The organism is Pseudoalteromonas sp. S16_S37, from assembly GCF_014694405.1.
In the GTDB taxonomy this organism is placed as follows: Bacteria; Pseudomonadota; Gammaproteobacteria; order Enterobacterales; family Alteromonadaceae; genus Pseudoalteromonas.
On sequence record NZ_JAAUWV010000079.1, the window covers coordinates 1 to 15,535 of the forward strand.

Annotated in this window: 11 protein-coding genes; 6 read left to right on the forward strand and 5 right to left on the reverse strand. The window is 42.5% G+C overall.

The window, feature by feature from the left end; all coding sequences use genetic code 11:
* Positions 1-253: 253 nt before the first annotated feature.
* The 5 genes from greA to HC733_RS20455 form a co-directional block, all read right to left on the reverse strand.
* Positions 254-730, reverse strand: coding sequence for a transcription elongation factor GreA (gene greA, locus HC733_RS20435; protein WP_190366838.1), 477 nt, complete (start codon positions 728-730; stop codon positions 254-256).
* Positions 731-776: 46 nt separating this feature from the next.
* Positions 777-3,995, reverse strand: a complete 3,219-nt coding sequence (gene carB, locus HC733_RS20440) for a carbamoyl-phosphate synthase large subunit (RefSeq protein WP_190366839.1) — start codon at positions 3,993-3,995, stop codon at positions 777-779.
* 17 nt (positions 3,996-4,012) lie between these two features.
* Entirely contained in the window at positions 4,013-5,149 is a 1,137-nt protein-coding gene (gene carA, locus HC733_RS20445) for a glutamine-hydrolyzing carbamoyl-phosphate synthase small subunit (RefSeq protein WP_190366840.1), read from the reverse strand.
* Between the two features lie 206 nt (positions 5,150-5,355).
* Positions 5,356-6,159, reverse strand: coding sequence for a 4-hydroxy-tetrahydrodipicolinate reductase (dapB, locus tag HC733_RS20450; RefSeq protein ID WP_190366841.1), 804 nt, complete (start codon positions 6,157-6,159; stop codon positions 5,356-5,358).
* 82 nt (positions 6,160-6,241) lie between these two features.
* On the reverse strand, positions 6,242-7,369 hold the full coding sequence (locus HC733_RS20455) for a hypothetical protein (RefSeq protein ID WP_190366842.1): 1,128 nt from the start codon (positions 7,367-7,369) through the stop codon (positions 6,242-6,244).
* A 108-nt stretch (positions 7,370-7,477) separates the two neighbouring features.
* Between HC733_RS20455 and HC733_RS20460 the strand changes: the two genes are divergently transcribed.
* From HC733_RS20460 to HC733_RS20480, 6 genes are all read left to right on the forward strand, one after another.
* Positions 7,478-9,202, forward strand: a complete 1,725-nt coding sequence (locus HC733_RS20460; protein WP_190366843.1) for an IucA/IucC family protein — start codon at positions 7,478-7,480, stop codon at positions 9,200-9,202.
* An 11-nt stretch (positions 9,203-9,213) separates the two neighbouring features.
* Positions 9,214-10,167, forward strand: coding sequence for a GNAT family N-acetyltransferase (locus HC733_RS20465; protein WP_190366844.1), 954 nt, complete (start codon positions 9,214-9,216; stop codon positions 10,165-10,167).
* The gene (locus tag HC733_RS23465; RefSeq protein WP_203219224.1) at positions 10,161-10,421 is read left to right on the forward strand and encodes a SidA/IucD/PvdA family monooxygenase; all 261 of its coding nucleotides are present in this window, start codon (positions 10,161-10,163) and stop codon (positions 10,419-10,421) included. The genes HC733_RS20465 and HC733_RS23465 overlap by 7 nt, the downstream gene beginning before the upstream one ends.
* A gap of 7 nt (positions 10,422-10,428) precedes the next feature.
* On the forward strand, positions 10,429-11,460 hold the full coding sequence (locus HC733_RS20470) for a SidA/IucD/PvdA family monooxygenase (protein WP_203219225.1): 1,032 nt from the start codon (positions 10,429-10,431) through the stop codon (positions 11,458-11,460).
* A gap of 5 nt (positions 11,461-11,465) precedes the next feature.
* The gene (locus tag HC733_RS20475) at positions 11,466-13,685 is read left to right on the forward strand and encodes a TonB-dependent receptor (protein ID WP_190366845.1); all 2,220 of its coding nucleotides are present in this window, start codon (positions 11,466-11,468) and stop codon (positions 13,683-13,685) included.
* A 197-nt stretch (positions 13,686-13,882) separates the two neighbouring features.
* Positions 13,883-15,196 (forward strand): Na+/H+ antiporter NhaC family protein, encoded by a 1,314-nt coding sequence (locus HC733_RS20480; protein WP_190366846.1) that lies wholly within the window; start codon positions 13,883-13,885, stop codon positions 15,194-15,196.
* Positions 15,197-15,535 lie beyond the last annotated feature (339 nt).

A 15,535-nucleotide genomic window follows, 5' to 3' on the forward strand; every position in this document is an offset into this window, starting at 1 on the left:
TCCATTTTGCAAGGTTTTGAGGGGTGAGAAAACAAACGTTGCAAAATGAGGATAGTAAGATCGTTTAGATCATCAAGAAGATCAATGCATTAAGTGATTTTCAGTGTCGACTAATTAAAAGAGTTATTTTGTGACTAGCCGATAATATCTTTAGTTTATTGCTCTAAATGATTAATAACTATAACAAATTAGTATTATTACGAGCTTAAAAAAACCGATCCTAAGCTCGGTTTTTGTTTAATGAAATAGTAAGTTAGATATACTCAACTGCGATGATTTCGTATTCAACCGTGCCATTCGGCGTTTGAATGTTAGCGACATCATCTAACTCTTTACCAATTAAACCTCTTGCAATCGGTGAATTCACTGAAATTAGGTTGTTCTTAATATCAGATTCATCATCGCCTACAATGCGGTATTTAACTTCTTCGTCGGTATTAACATTACAAATTGTCACTGTAGCGCCAAAGATAACTTTGCCGTTATTTTGCATTTTTGTAACGTCTATCACTTGAGAAGTAGAAAGCTTAGCTTCAATCTCTTGAATACGGCCTTCACAAAAACCTTGTTGTTCGCGCGCTGCATGATACTCAGCGTTTTCTTTAAGGTCACCGTGTTCGCGCGCTTCTGCGATATCGGCAACAATTTTAGGGCGAACAACCGATTTTAAATGGTTAAGTTCTTCACGAAGCAATTTCTCGCCTCGTACTGTCATCGGAATTGATTGCATAACTGTCTCACTTGATGCCAAGGCCGACAGGCCTTGGCTTTAGTCCTTAGTTCAATCGTTGGTGTAGCTCTTGTACAGAATTTACCGTACTTCTGTCATCTGCCGCATGGGCAATACAGTTAGCAAATGCTGCATTAAGCGTAGTGGTATAGTTTGTCTTATGCTGCAATGCACCACGACGCAACACCTTCGAGTCTTCGATCGCTTGGCGACCTTCAGTGGTATTTACTATGTAGCTGTACTCGCCATTTTTGATTCTATCAAGAATGTGAGGACGGCCTTCATATACCTTGTTTACGCGGCGTACTTCAATGCCTGCTGCTTCTAGCGCTTTGGCAGTACCATTTGTCGCATCTAACTCAAAACCAATCTCTTTCATGATTTTGGCCAACTCAACAATGCGTGACTTATCACTGTTACGCACAGATAGTAGCGCGCGACCACCGCGTGGTAAAGCGTTACCCGCACCTAATTGCGCTTTAGCGAACGCTTCGGCGAAGTTTTCGCCAACACCCATTACTTCTCCCGTTGAGCGCATTTCAGGACCACGAAGTGGATCAACGCCTTGGAATTTCGCAAACGGTAATACCACTTCTTTTACGCTGTAATATGGTGGAATAACTTCATTGGTTATACCTTGGCTTGCCAGTGATTGACCCGCCATACAACGTGCTGCTACTTTTGCCAAGGCAACACCTGTCGCTTTTGAAACGAAAGGTACAGTACGCGCAGCGCGTGGGTTTACTTCGATTAAGTAAACTTCGCCATCTTTAACTGCAAACTGAGTATTCATTAAGCCTACAACACCCAACTCTAGCGCCATGTCAGTCACTTGTTTACGCATGACATCTTGGATCTCTTGAGACAGTGAATGCGCTGGCAATGAACATGCTGAGTCACCTGAGTGAACACCCGCTTGTTCGATGTGCTCCATAATACCGCCGATGATCACTTGCTCACCGTCACAAATCGCATCAACGTCTACTTCAATTGCGTCATCTAGGAAGCGGTCTAGCAATACTGGCGCTTCGTTTGATGCCGATACTGCTTCGGTCATGTAACGACGTAAGTCATCTTCGTCGTAAACGATTTCCATTGCACGACCACCCAGTACGTATGAAGGACGTACAACCAGCGGGAAGCCAATTTCTTGCGACTTAGCAACGGCTTCTTCTAGTGAAGTAACTGTCGCGTTTTCTGGTTGCAGAAGATTTAAACGGTCTACCATCTGCTGGAAGCGCTCACGGTCTTCTGCACGGTCAATCGCATCAGGTGAAGTACCAATGATTGGCACGCCATTCGCTTCAAGCGCGCGCGCTAGTTTAAGGGGTGTTTGACCACCGTACTGAACAATCACACCTTTTGGTTTTTCAACACGGACGATCTCTAGTACATCTTCAAGGGTAATTGGTTCGAAGAACAATCTGTCTGAAGTATCATAATCTGTTGAAACCGTCTCAGGGTTACAGTTAACCATGATAGTTTCGTACCCGTCTTCACGCATAGCAAGGGCAGCGTGTACACAGCAGTAATCGAATTCGATACCTTGACCGATACGGTTAGGACCGCCACCGATAACCATGATCTTCTCTTTGTCTGATGGATTCGCTTCACACTCTTCATCATACGTCGAGTACATGTAAGCCGTGTCTGAGCTAAACTCAGCCGCACAAGTATCAACACGCTTGTATACAGGCAGGATATTTAGTTGGTGACGCTTTTTACGAATTTCTTTTTCAGATACACCTGCGATTTCAGCGATACGTGCATCCGCAAAGCCTTTGCGCTTAAGTCGACGTAAAAACTCTTCGTTAAGACCCGCCAAACCAACTTCTGCAATGGTTGCTTCATCTTTGATGATGTCTTCGATTTGAACCAGATACCAAGGGTCAATCTTGGTCAGCTCAAACACATCTTCTACACTCATACCATGACGCATAGCATCGGCAATATACCAAATACGCTCAGCACCCGGTTCACGAAGTTCGCGAATAATGGTTTCTTTAGCTTTCGGGTCGTCAAGTGCAACGATAGGATTGAAACCAGTTGCACCTACTTCTAAGCCACGCAGTGCTTTATGTAATGACTCTTGTTGGTTACGACCAATCGCCATTACCTCACCCACTGACTTCATTTGCGTAGTCAAACGGTCGTTTGCACCGGCAAATTTTTCAAAGTTAAAACGTGGGATTTTAGTTACAACGTAGTCGATTGACGGTTCAAATGATGCAGGCGTTGCACCACCTGTGATGTCATTTTGCAGCTCGTCAAGCGTGTAACCCACGGCAAGCTTTGCAGCGATTTTTGCAATTGGGAAACCAGTCGCCTTAGATGCAAGCGCAGATGAACGAGATACACGCGGGTTCATCTCAATGATAACCATACGGCCATCCACTGGGTTCACACCAAATTGTACGTTTGAACCACCCGTTTCAACACCGATTTCACGCAGAACAGCCATCGATGCATTACGCATGATTTGATATTCTTTGTCAGTCAATGTTTGTGCTGGTGCAACGGTGATTGAGTCACCAGTGTGTACACCCATTGGGTCAAAGTTTTCTATAGAACATACGATGATACAGTTGTCGTTTTTGTCACGAACCACTTCCATCTCATACTCTTTCCAGCCAATTAAGCTTTCATCAATTAAAAGCTCACTTGTTGGAGATAAGTCCAATCCGCGAGTACAGATCTCATCAAATTCTTCTTGGTTGTATGCAACACCACCACCGGTACCACCCATGGTAAATGACGGGCGAATGATACACGGAAAACCAATGCGAGAAAGCACATCGTGTGCTTCTTCCATGGTGTGTGCAATTTCAGCGCGAGGACACTCAAGGCCAATGTTCTTCATTGCCGCGTCAAAGCGCTCACGGTTTTCCGCTTTATCAATCGCGTCAGCCGTTGCACCAATTAGCTCAACACCGTGCTTTGCAAGTACACCATGCTTATCAAGGTCTAGCGCACAGTTCAATGCAGTTTGACCACCCATAGTAGGCAGTACCGCATCTGGCTTTTCTTTTTCAATAATTTTTTCAACAACTTCCCAGTGAATTGGTTCGATGTACGTCGCATCAGCCATTTCTGGGTCTGTCATAATGGTAGCTGGGTTAGAGTTAACTAGGATAACTCGATAACCTTCTTCTCTTAGTGCTTTACACGCTTGTGCACCTGAGTAGTCGAATTCACACGCCTGACCGATCACAATCGGTCCCGCGCCTAAGATAAGAATGCTTTGAATATCAGTACGTTTTGGCATTATAACTCCACTCTCAATTAGGCTTTACGCGATTGCATTAGGTCGATGAAATGGTCAAACAATGGTGCCGCGTCATGCGGGCCAGGGCTTGCTTCTGGATGACCTTGGAAACTAAATGCAGGCTTATCAGTGCGGTGAATACCTTGCAATGTGCCGTCAAACAATGACTTGTGCGTTGCGCGTAAGTTAGCAGGTAGACTATCTTCATCAGCCGCAAAACCGTGGTTTTGAGCTGTGATCATCACTACATTACGGTCTAAGTCTTTAACCGGGTGGTTACCACCGTGGTGACCAAACTTCATTTTTACTGTTTTAGCGCCTGATGCTAAAGCAAGTAGCTGATGACCTAAACAAATACCGAAAATAGGAGTATCTGTTTCTAAGAATGATTTAATCGCTTCAATTGCATAGGTACAAGGCTCTGGATCGCCTGGGCCATTTGATAGGAAAATACCGTCAGGATTGAGTGCCAACACGTCTGCAGCGGAGGTTTCTGCAGGCACTACGGTTAATTTACAACCACGGTCTACTAGCATACGTAAGATGTTTTTCTTCACACCAAAGTCATACGCCACGACGTGGAATTTTTCTTCTTCTGCCGTTAAGGTCTTGTAACCTTGTCCAAGTGTCCAACTTGATTCTTTAAATGCGTACTGCTCTTTAGTACACACCACTTTGGCTAAATCCATGCCTTTTAAGCCTGGGAATGCTTTGGCAGCTTCCAAAGCTTGTTGCTCATCTAGTGAGTCACCCGCGATAATACACCCGTTTTGCGCCCCTTTATCACGTAATATACGTGTCAGCTTGCGGGTATCAATATCAGCAATACCCAAGATATTGCGCTGTTTAAGGTAATCACTCAATGATTGCTCGTTGCGGAAATTACTGGCTAGTAAAGGTAAGTCACGGATCACTAGGCCTTTCGCCCAGATCTGGTCCGCTTCTTCGTCTTCACTGTTAGTGCCGGTATTACCGATGTGCGGGTAAGTCAAAGTTACGATCTGTTCCGCGTATGATGGGTCTGTCAAAATTTCTTGATAACCTGTCATAGACGTATTGAATACTACTTCACCGACTGACATACCGTCAGCACCGATAGCAGTACCGCGAAACACCGTGCCGTCTTCTAGGACTAACAGAGCGGATTTAGTCAAGTTAACCTCCTAATGGTAAAAAACGGGAGCAAGCTTTTACGCTTTTCATCCCGTTCACAAAGCGCTTGGTAACACGCAGTTATTAATTTTTGGCAAATTCGTTATAGTCTACAGCAATTTGTTAGGTTCGTCTAACCCAAGACACAAAAACATTAAAAATAGTGCCTTTTGTAAAAAAAATTAACGAAAGCGCCAAAAAAGAACGTTTACTCTCTAAAACCAAGCACATCTTGCATATCATAAAGTCCATTAGGTTTATTTCTCAACCACTTCGCAGCCCTTACAGCGCCTTTAGCGAAGGTCATTTTAGAGCTTGCTTTGTGTGTTAATTCAAGCCTTTCGCCTTCTGTTGCGAAATAAGCCGTATGTTCACCTACTATGTCTCCGCCACGCATGACCGAATAACCAATCTCTTTTTGAGATTTTTCGTGTTCATCTTGACTGCGATCAAATTTTGCGACTTCCTGATGATCCCAACCTTTTGCCTCAGCAATGGCCTCCCCAATCATCAATGCAGTACCCGATGGAGCATCTATTTTATGCTTGTGATGTAATTCAAAGATTTCGATATCAACATCATCAGAGAGTGTTTTCGCCGCTTGCTTAACTAAATTTTCAAGTAAATTTATACCAACCGAAAAGTTGCGTGAAAATACAATTGGGATCTGTGTCGCTGCTTGTTTAAGTTCAGCCATGTCGTCGGCTGTTAATCCAGTAGTGCCAATCACCAATGGTGTGTTTTGCTCAAGCGCTAAGCCTAAATGCTTCTTCATGCCAGCTGGTAGAGTGAAATCAATCGCAACATCAACATCGGTTGCAATCACTGATTCCGCCGAAAATGTCACCTCAGTTTTACCCTGATGAATAAAATGTTGTACTTTAGTACCAATTAAATCATGCTCATCACGTACATAAGCCGCTGCTAATTCTGTATCTGGTGAGATAAGTGCGGCTTCGCACAATACTTTACCCATTCGCCCATTGGCACCGAAAACCGCGATTCTAGTCATAATTTCCCCCATTCAAATTTTCTGTGTTTATACAGATTTTGTACGCATAAATCATCTATAAAAAATTTATATGCCATGCTTTTTACAATGATTTTGCCTGATCAATATACGCACAACGGATAAAACGACCAATGATAAAACTAAATGCAACAAATAGCGCTGCACATATCAATGCATACGGCAAGCGAACAGAAAAGTTAACAAACACAGCCCCTAGCGCATAACCTAAAGTATGGGTTGTGGTGACATAGTTTGCATAGTGCTTACCCGCTTTAGCAACAATGATATTGGTGTATGCGAGGGTCGCGCTATTGAGAGCAACAAAAATCAGTGATACAAACACACAGATTGCAAAAATGTCATTCGCAACACTACTCAAACAGGCCATTAGTAATGCAATTGCCAAGCTTAGAACAAGCAGTTTTTCTGAATCGATATTTTTCTTTTTAATAAAATAAAGTTGATTAAACGTGCTCAAGCAGGCTGTTAATGCGAGATTAATCGCCACCCATTGACTCACTTCAACACTATTATCGGGAATAAATCGTGTCAGTACTTGTACCAAACTAAACTGTCCAAAGCACAAACTGAAGGCACATATAAATGCAACAATAAGCAATCCCCAGTGTTGGCGTAATTTTGCGGATTGTTGCGTTTTACTTTGACCAATAGTCAGCGATGGTGTGGTAAGTAGTACGAATAAACTTAGCAGCAAAGGTAGTGCGAACACCCAAGTGGGTGACAGCATTATCAAACCAATGCAAGCTAAAGGAGTTAAACATCGTGCAAGTGTGCCACCCAAGCTCACCTTAGCTAATGCGCCAATACTATTTTGTGGATATAGCATTAAGGCGCTCACTTGCAACTGAGGAACAATACCGCTACTAAACACCCCGTGGATCAGGCGACTCACAATAAACACGCCGAGCATCAGTTCCACCGATAACCACGTATATCCAAGCCACAAAAACAATAAAACGAGGTTACTTAGCAAAAAGCCCGCAGTAGTCACCTTAACAACAAAAGATACACCTTTTGTTGTCATCATTTTCGCCCAAAATAGGCTTGAGAATAAGAATAAAAAAGAACCAGCGGCTTGCCAATTTACTAAAGTCTCGTATCGGACAGACATAATGTCTGCAAGTAACGGCAATACCACCAAAGCGATTTGTTGACTTACACCAAGTAAGCCCCCCCCACCACTAACCAAGCAGTTTGTTTATTCATTAAGTTCTTAAGAAAAGGCCAAATTTTTGTTGACACAATAATGCAAACTATTATCATTCGCAAATAGTTTTATAACCCAAGGATTAAGACGGTGTTAAACAAAAGCTTCAGTTGGTCTAGTTTTGCCAACGCCTATTTACGAGAAAATACCAATTGGTCACAGACCCAATGGCAAGGCAAGTCGGTTATCAGCATAACGCTTGATGAACGACGTCAAATCCTGCTGCCCGTTCATTATTTTTCTGAAGTCGGTATTCACCATTTTGCCGGTGAGATTTTGCTTCGCGATACAACAAACAATGAAGACTCAGCCGAATTGATCACATTTGAACAAGCCATTCATTTGTTGTTACCTCACGCAGATAAAATAGCGGCTTTCTCAGCGCCGCAAATTGAGCATTTCACAGCTCAAGTATTACAAAGCCAAAAGTTTGTGGAATCCTCATTAGAAAATCACCCGAATGTCGCCCATTTAACCACTGGTCCTTTGAACTTTATTGAAGCAGAACAAGGATTACTCGCAGGTCATAACTTTCATCCAGCCGCAAAAAGCCGCCAACAACTAGCACAAGATCATTGGGCCAAGTACAGTCCTGAATTCGGCGCTAAGTTCCAACTTATGTGGTTAAAAGTTTCCAAAGAGGTGCTCGTAGGTCATGCTCTAGGCAATACGCTTGATCACTATTGCGAAACGCTTGTAAAGCAAAGTGCTCCCGAACTACTAGATAGCATTGATAAGCACTATGCTGTGATCCCCATGCACCCGTGGCAATGGCAATATTTACAAAGCCTTTCTAGTGTTCAAACCCTTGTGAGCGACAAGCTAATCAGCGAATTAGGGGAACATGGTTTAGCTTGGTCTGCCACCTCATCAGTTCGCGCAATTTGCCAACCTCAAGTCGATTTCCAGCTTAAGTATTCTTTGAGTATTAAACTGGCCAACTCAGTGAGAACCTTATCAGTCAAAGAATGTAAACGTGGCTTACGTGTATTCAATGCATGCCAAACAGATACTTACCAGCAGTGGCAAGCGCAATACCCTGAGTTTGTTATTTTGCAAGAACCAGCATGGTGTGCCTTGAGTTTCAATGGTGAGGTGATTGAAGAAAGTATTTTCTTATTTAGAGAAAACCAACAACTTCAACAGCAAAGCGAAAGCTTAGTACTTGCAACCCTTGCACAGTTACCAATCGACACTGATCATCATTTGCTATTAGAGCAACTAAAACGCGTCAGTGCTAACTATCAGGTGAGTTTAGATGAAGCCGCACAGTTATGGTTTAAAGATTTCAGTACCAAAGTCATTTTGCCACTGTGTGATTTACAAGCAAACTTAGGCTTAGTTTGTCTCGCTCACCAGCAAAACATTGTGATTGAGTTTGCACAAGGACTACCAAGCAAAACCTTTATACGAGATTGCCAAGGCTTTGGTTTTTCAGACTTAGGTATTGAGCAATTTAGCAACCAATGTAAAGACATTAGTGGCGACATTGAACAGCACTGGAGCCAAGCCCAAATCACACGTTACTTCCCATACTACGTCATCATCAATAGTGGTTATGCGGTTATCGCAGCTTTAAGCCAACTAGGGTTTGCTGATGAGCGTACTTGGTGCCAAAAATTGCACGCGACTTTATCAACCATTATCGACTCAGCAAAAGACCAGCAATGCTTAACACGTATTCTTGAACAGTCGCATTTTGAGTGTAAAGGCAACTTCTACTGTTATTTAACTGGTGATAACGAAAATACCATCGAAGATCCGGCTGTGATCTATTTCGATATGGCTAACTTACTTGCACAAACTCAGCAATAGGCAATATAACATTGTTATTTCAACAAAGTTTTCCATTAGAAAAATTGGAATTCGGCGTCATAAGCCACGCTCAAAATCTGGTGTTACAGGGAGACATTTGCTTTGGTAACTGCTTAGTTGCAAAGTTTGACGACCGTATTAGCACCTTAGAACAGTTGTTATTTTTGCTAGATGGGCTGTTTTTCCACCATCCACATATTGGGCATGTGCAATTGCCTAAATCGGCATGGCATACCAGCACGGCTTGGCAAGCATTGATAGATGTCTTCAATAGCGAAAGTTTTTCGCGGTTTGAGTTTTTCGCTCATCCTATCAACGGATTAAAAGACACTACAAGAACATTATTTACTGAGCAATTCGAAGATAGAGCATGCCCAACTCGCCCTAATAATTTAAGCGAAGAAGTATATCGTCGTTTTGATCATGAGATTGGTCAATTCATCAGCTTCAAAGTTGCTGATCCAATCCAAGATCTAGACTTATTTCATAGCTGGATGCACAACCCAAGAGTTAGTGCTTTTTGGGAACAAGATTGGCCTAAAGAGCAGTTACAGAGCTACTTAGCAAATAAACTCACAACGCCTTACAACTTACCGCTAATTGGCTATTTTGACGAGCAAGCATTCGGTTATTTTGAGGTGTATTGGGCGGGTGAAGATCGTATTGCCCCTTATTACCCATGGCAAGCGCACGACCGAGGCTTGCATTTGCTTGTTGGTAACGAGTCGTTTAGAGGCAGTCGATTCTTTAAAGCCTGGTGTACTGCCATCAGCCATTTTATGTTTTTGGATTGCCCACAAACACAAAAAATCGTACTTGAGCCTAGATACGATAACCAAAGATTACTCAATCAAATTACCAAGCTGGGGTTCAAAAAGGATTATGAATTCGAGTTTCCGCACAAACGTGCTGCGCTTGTTTCAATCGACAAAGTTAAATTCTACAAGGAGAATTTTCAATGTTAGATCTTGCTGGGATCGGAATTGGTCCATTTAATTTAAGTATCGCTGCGCTATTGAACGAAACGCAAGCGCTTGATTTTCGTTTCTTTGATAACAAACCAAAATTTGCATGGCACCCCGGTTTACTGTTGCCCGAAGCACATATGCAAACCTGTTATTTAAAAGATTTAGTCACCGCAGTTGTTCCGACCAGCAGAGTGGGTTTCCTTTCATACTTAGTTGATAAAAAAACGTTTTTATCGCTTTTTATCCACTGATATCAGTATGATCAGCCGCATCGAGTTCTCCGACTACATGGCATGGGCAGCCAGCAAACTTAAGAACCTTAACTTTAATGAAGGTGTGCAACGCATTGACTTTGTTAACGACCATTTTGTTATCACAACAGAGCATGGTGAATACCAAGCGAAGAACATTTGCTTAGGAACGGGCAAAGTGCCCCATGTACCAAAAGAATTTAAACCGCAACTAGGCAGCAATGTATTTCATGCATGCGAGATCATGGGTAAAGAGTTAGATTTCGCAAATAAACGTGTGGCCGTCATTGGTGGTGGCCAAACAGGTGCTGATATCGTATTAAACGCTTTGCACCATTATTGGGGCAAACCGAGAGAACTTTACTGGATCTCTCGCAGACCTAATTATCAACCGCTTGATGAAGCAACATTTACCAATGAATTCTTTACGCCACAATACACTGAGTGCTTCTTCGAGCTACCTGAGTTAAGTAAAAAACGTGAAGTAAAAGCACAAAAACTGGCGAGCGATGGCATCACCACTGAATGTTTAAAGCAGATTTATCAATATTTATATCAGCATTTTGAAGTCAATGGCGAACGTAAGTGGGTGCATTTACTACCAAATCGCACAGCCCAGCAGCTTACGCCTCACAGTAACGGCTTTGAGGTACATTGTTATAACTCGCTCAATCAAAGTGAAGAAATACTCGATGTCGACTATGTCATTTTAGCAACGGGCTTTGAATCAGTATTACCTCATTATCTGGAGCCATTAAAGCCATTATTGCATTTAAGCAAAGACGGTGGATTGCAGCTTGACCGCCACTTTAATGTGCAATGGCAACATCAAACAAGTAATCAAATTTATGCCGTCAATGCGGGCTTGAGTAGTCATGGTATTGCAGAGCCACAACTGAGTTTGATGGCATGGCGTAGCGCCAAAATTATCAATCATCTAGCAGGGAAAACCGAGTTCGATTTAAGTGAAACGCAGAATTTCATCGATTGGACATTACCCGAATCAACCAAACAATTAACTTTAACTACAGCAGTTTAATAAACATGGATATGAAAAAAAAGACCTTAACCTTAATCGCCTCAGCCCTTTTATGTGCATTTAACTCGCATGGTGTCCTTGCGGATGATGCACAAGCGAACAAAGAACATGAGCGCATTTTAGTGACCGCTAACCGTACTGAACAAAAAATTTCAGATATTGCGGGTACGGTATGGCTTGTCGACCTTGAACAATTGCAAGCTCAAGTCAATGCGGGCAACGACTTTAAAACGTCATTGGCGCAATTGGTACCAAGTTTAGACTTAGCCAGTACAACCAGAACCAACTATGCGCAAAATATGCGAGGTAGGCAAATGGTCGTGATGATTGATGGTGTTTCGCTGAACTCTTCGCGTGGCATCAGTCGTCATCTTGATGCCATCGATCCATTTAATATTTCACGTATTGAAGTTCTTTCTGGCACCACCGCGATTTACGGTGGTGGCAGCACAGGTGGTGTTATCAACATCATTACAAAGCAAGGTAATGAAGATAATGCCGTCAGAGTAGGTGTTCATTCTGGCTTCGCTGGCAGTGACGACTTTGATACTTCACTTGCTGGTGCTTATGGCTTTGCCAATGCACAGACAAAAGGACGTGTTTCTATTGCCTACAATAAAGTGCAAGCGATGTATGATGGTAACGGTGATGCCATTATTATGGATACAACTCAAAGTGGCTTACAGTACACAGATAGTTTGGATGTGATGGCATCCATATCCCATAAGTTTACCGAGACTCAGTCTATCTCTGCAATGGTTCAAAAATACAAGAACGAGAGTGACGGTGAACATGGCCTATATTTTGGCCCACAAGCAAACGGGTTATTTGGTGACATGACAGGGGTAGAAATTCGCAAAGGCCTAGACTCTGCACATACACCAAAAACAGAGCGTACGTTAATTAATCTGAACTATGTCAATAGTGACGTTTTCTCACAAACTCTTAACGTTCAAGCATTTGCCCGTGAAGAAATCTTTGATTTTTATCCGCGCCCTCGCCTAAGCGGCGATAAAATCGCAGACTTCTCAAGCTCAGAGCAAAATACCCACGCACATGGTTTCAAGTTTGTACTATCAGGCCAAACAGGTAAATTAAGTTATGCCTACGGTTTTGACTACGACAGTGAAGAGTTTGATTCATTACAAACCTATTATGATAAAGACATAGCGCAAAACTCTGGCGGCTTAGTTATGAAACGTTTGTACGCCGTTGACCGCTATCCGGGATTTGAAGTCGATGCCAGTGCCCTGTTTGCTCAGTTGCAATATCAAGTGCTAGATAACCTTGCTGTTTCCACGGGTTACCGCCGCCAAAACATGGACAACACAGTACATGACTTTGTTGGAACAAGCGCTGCCATTGCTGTGACCACAGGTTCAGCCTCATCTGCAGAAACAATCAAAGGAGGGAGCACGGATTATAGTGTTAACTTATTCAATTTAGGCTTAGTGTACGACCTGAGCGATAGTCAACAAGTGTGGTTCAACAGTGCAGAAGCTTTCGAGTTGCCAAATGTTGCTAAATTCTATGGCCAAGGTAAATACGAAAAGAAAGACGGTACAGACAGCTTAACCTTAGTTGAAGGTACTGTTGTTGATGTTAACAATTCAGCGCTCGCTGGTATTAAAACTGATTCTATGGAGCTTGGTTGGCGCTTCAGTAATGGTGCTCTAAGTGCGCAAGCTGCGGCTTACTACAGTACGTCTGATCACAAGATCACTTACGACAACAAAACCCTATTAATTGCTGTCAGTGATGCAAAAACGCGTACTCGAGGAATTGAAGCTCAGCTAGACTATGACTTTAACGCCGCTTGGCGTGCTGGTATCTCAGCCCATGTCATTTCATCTGAAGCGCAAGACAAAGCGGGCGATTGGAAAAAAGTGAGCGTTACACAAGCGTCTAGCTCTAAATTCACCAGCTATCTGGCTTGGCAAGCAAATGATTTAAACGTGCGCTTGCAAAGCAAAACCATGTTTGATTTAGATGATGACGCAAACGGTGAAATCGATGGTTATACCCTGTTTGATTTAAGTGCTAGTTACCCACTTGCAAGCGGCAAAGTACAATTTGCGGTTAACAATTTATTCGATAAAGCTTACACCACACAGTGGGGTAAACGTGCGATTTACTTCTACAGCCCTAAATATGGTCCAAACGCTTTATATGACCACAAAGGCCGTGGCAGAAGCTTTGCTTTAACCTATCAATATAATTTCTAAACATAAAATTACCCACTTTGGGTGAAATAATCGACTTTAAGCCGCACTATGCGGCTTTTTTATTGAATTAAATTTGACAAAACATCTAGCCATCTATACATTTACACATCCAGTTTTTAACTGCTTGAATTATGCGTGTAATTGTGTGAACAATACCTGTGTAATAAAAAATATCATTTCTTTAATATGAGGTTTACATGCAGTCGTCTGTAAACAAGGTAGCAGCCAAGCTGTCGCTACTGCCTTTACTAACCTTTGTGGCACTTTTTTTAGGTGCTGGCTTATACTTACAATCGCAAGGTGTAGATTACGCGTTTTATCAACTACCTGCGCCAGTGGCGATATTGCCAGCGATCGTTGTCGCTTTCTTGATAAATAAAGCAAGCATTAATCAAAGTGTTGAAACGTTCATCAAAGGTGCTGGCCACAGTAACATCATCACCATGTGTTTAATTTACCTGCTCGCTGGTGCATTTTCTGCCGTTGCTGGAGCAACCGGTGGCGTAGATGCTGTGGTTAACGCCGGTTTATCGCTTATTCCCGCATCGTTCCTACTACCTGGCCTGTTCTTGATTTCAGCCGTGGTATCAACTGCTATGGGCACATCGATGGGCACCATTGGCGCTATTGGCCCTATTGCCTATGCTGTTTCGCTAAAAACCGGTATCGACCCCGCTTTGATGGCAGGTACTATCGTATCCGGGGCGATGTTTGGTGATAACTTGTCGATTATTTCAGACACCACAATTGCTGCAACTCGTACGCAAGGCTGTGAAATGAAAGACAAGTTTAGAGAAAACTTAAAGATAGCCTTACCCGCGGCGCTACTGACTGTACTACTGCTTGTTTTTCTCACGCCAGAACCCCAAGCAGTTGAAACCAAGGCTTTTGATTGGCTGTTAGTATTGCCATACATCTTCATTCTAGTGCTTGCTGTAGCTGGGTTAAATGTATTTGTAGTGCTATTTAGTGGCATTGTATTTGCCGCAGCAATGGGCTTTATGGGCAATTATGAAGTCGGTAATTTTGCTAAAGATATTTATAAAGGCTTTAGCGACATGCAAGAAATATTTCTACTGTCGATGTTTATCGGAGGCTTGTCTGAATTTATCCGTGTTAATGGCGGTTTAGATTACTTAGCTGCAAAAATTCAAACACTCACAGCAATTGTTGCTAAGTGGCACCGCAAAGTTGCCGATCAACTTGGTATTGCCGCTTTGGTCTTGACCAGTAATTTATGTATCGCCAACAATACTGTGAGTATTATTGTTGCGGGACCAGTTGCCAAAAAGTTGGCTGACGATGGCGGGATCTCAGGTAAACGCTCTGCGAGTTTGCTCGACATTTTTGCCTGTGTAATGCAAGGCTCATTACCTTATGGTGCACAAGCTCTGTTACTTGGAGCAACCTTTAAAATAAGCCCTTGGGACGTATCAACCTCTTCATTTTACTGCTTTATTTTAGCATTTACCGCTATCGCAGTGATTTGTTTAAGACGTGACAAAGCATAATAATTAAACAATAAAGTGCGCCCCATTGGGCGCATTATTATTCTTACCCGATTATAAGTCTTGCTACTTATGCCTATATCATTAAGCGCCTTTTAATAGTCTTCTTTTAGAGTCAAAATACTAAATTAAATGAACGCTTTAATAATAATATCAAGTTTGCTTTGTTGATTTACTGAAGCAGATTATTACCTTGCCACTACCACAAAGTTCCCACTATAGTACAGGGCCCGAGCACACTTTGTTAATTCCTGTTAACCAAACAAAAGCTCTGCTCTAAAATCATCGTCAAAACTAGCAGCAACGAGCTTGCTGCGAATTGAGCCTTTGCTTTTTGTGTGC

Bases quoted from the DNA above. Each gene is read 5' to 3' on its own strand.
- greA (WP_190366838.1), bottom strand. From the start codon at position 730: ATGCAATCAATTCCGATGACAGTACGAGGCGAGAAATTGCTTCGTGAA.
- carB (WP_190366839.1), bottom strand. From the start codon at position 3,995: ATGCCAAAACGTACTGATATTCAAAGCATTCTTATCTTAGGCGCGGGA.
- dapB (WP_190366841.1), bottom strand. From the start codon at position 6,159: ATGACTAGAATCGCGGTTTTCGGTGCCAATGGGCGAATGGGTAAAGTA.
- HC733_RS23465 (WP_203219224.1), top strand. From the start codon at position 10,161: ATGTTAGATCTTGCTGGGATCGGAATTGGTCCATTTAATTTAAGTATC.
- HC733_RS20470 (WP_203219225.1), top strand. From the start codon at position 10,429: ATGATCAGCCGCATCGAGTTCTCCGACTACATGGCATGGGCAGCCAGC.
- HC733_RS20475 (WP_190366845.1), top strand. From the start codon at position 11,466: ATGGATATGAAAAAAAAGACCTTAACCTTAATCGCCTCAGCCCTTTTA.
- HC733_RS20480 (WP_190366846.1), top strand. From the start codon at position 13,883: ATGCAGTCGTCTGTAAACAAGGTAGCAGCCAAGCTGTCGCTACTGCCT.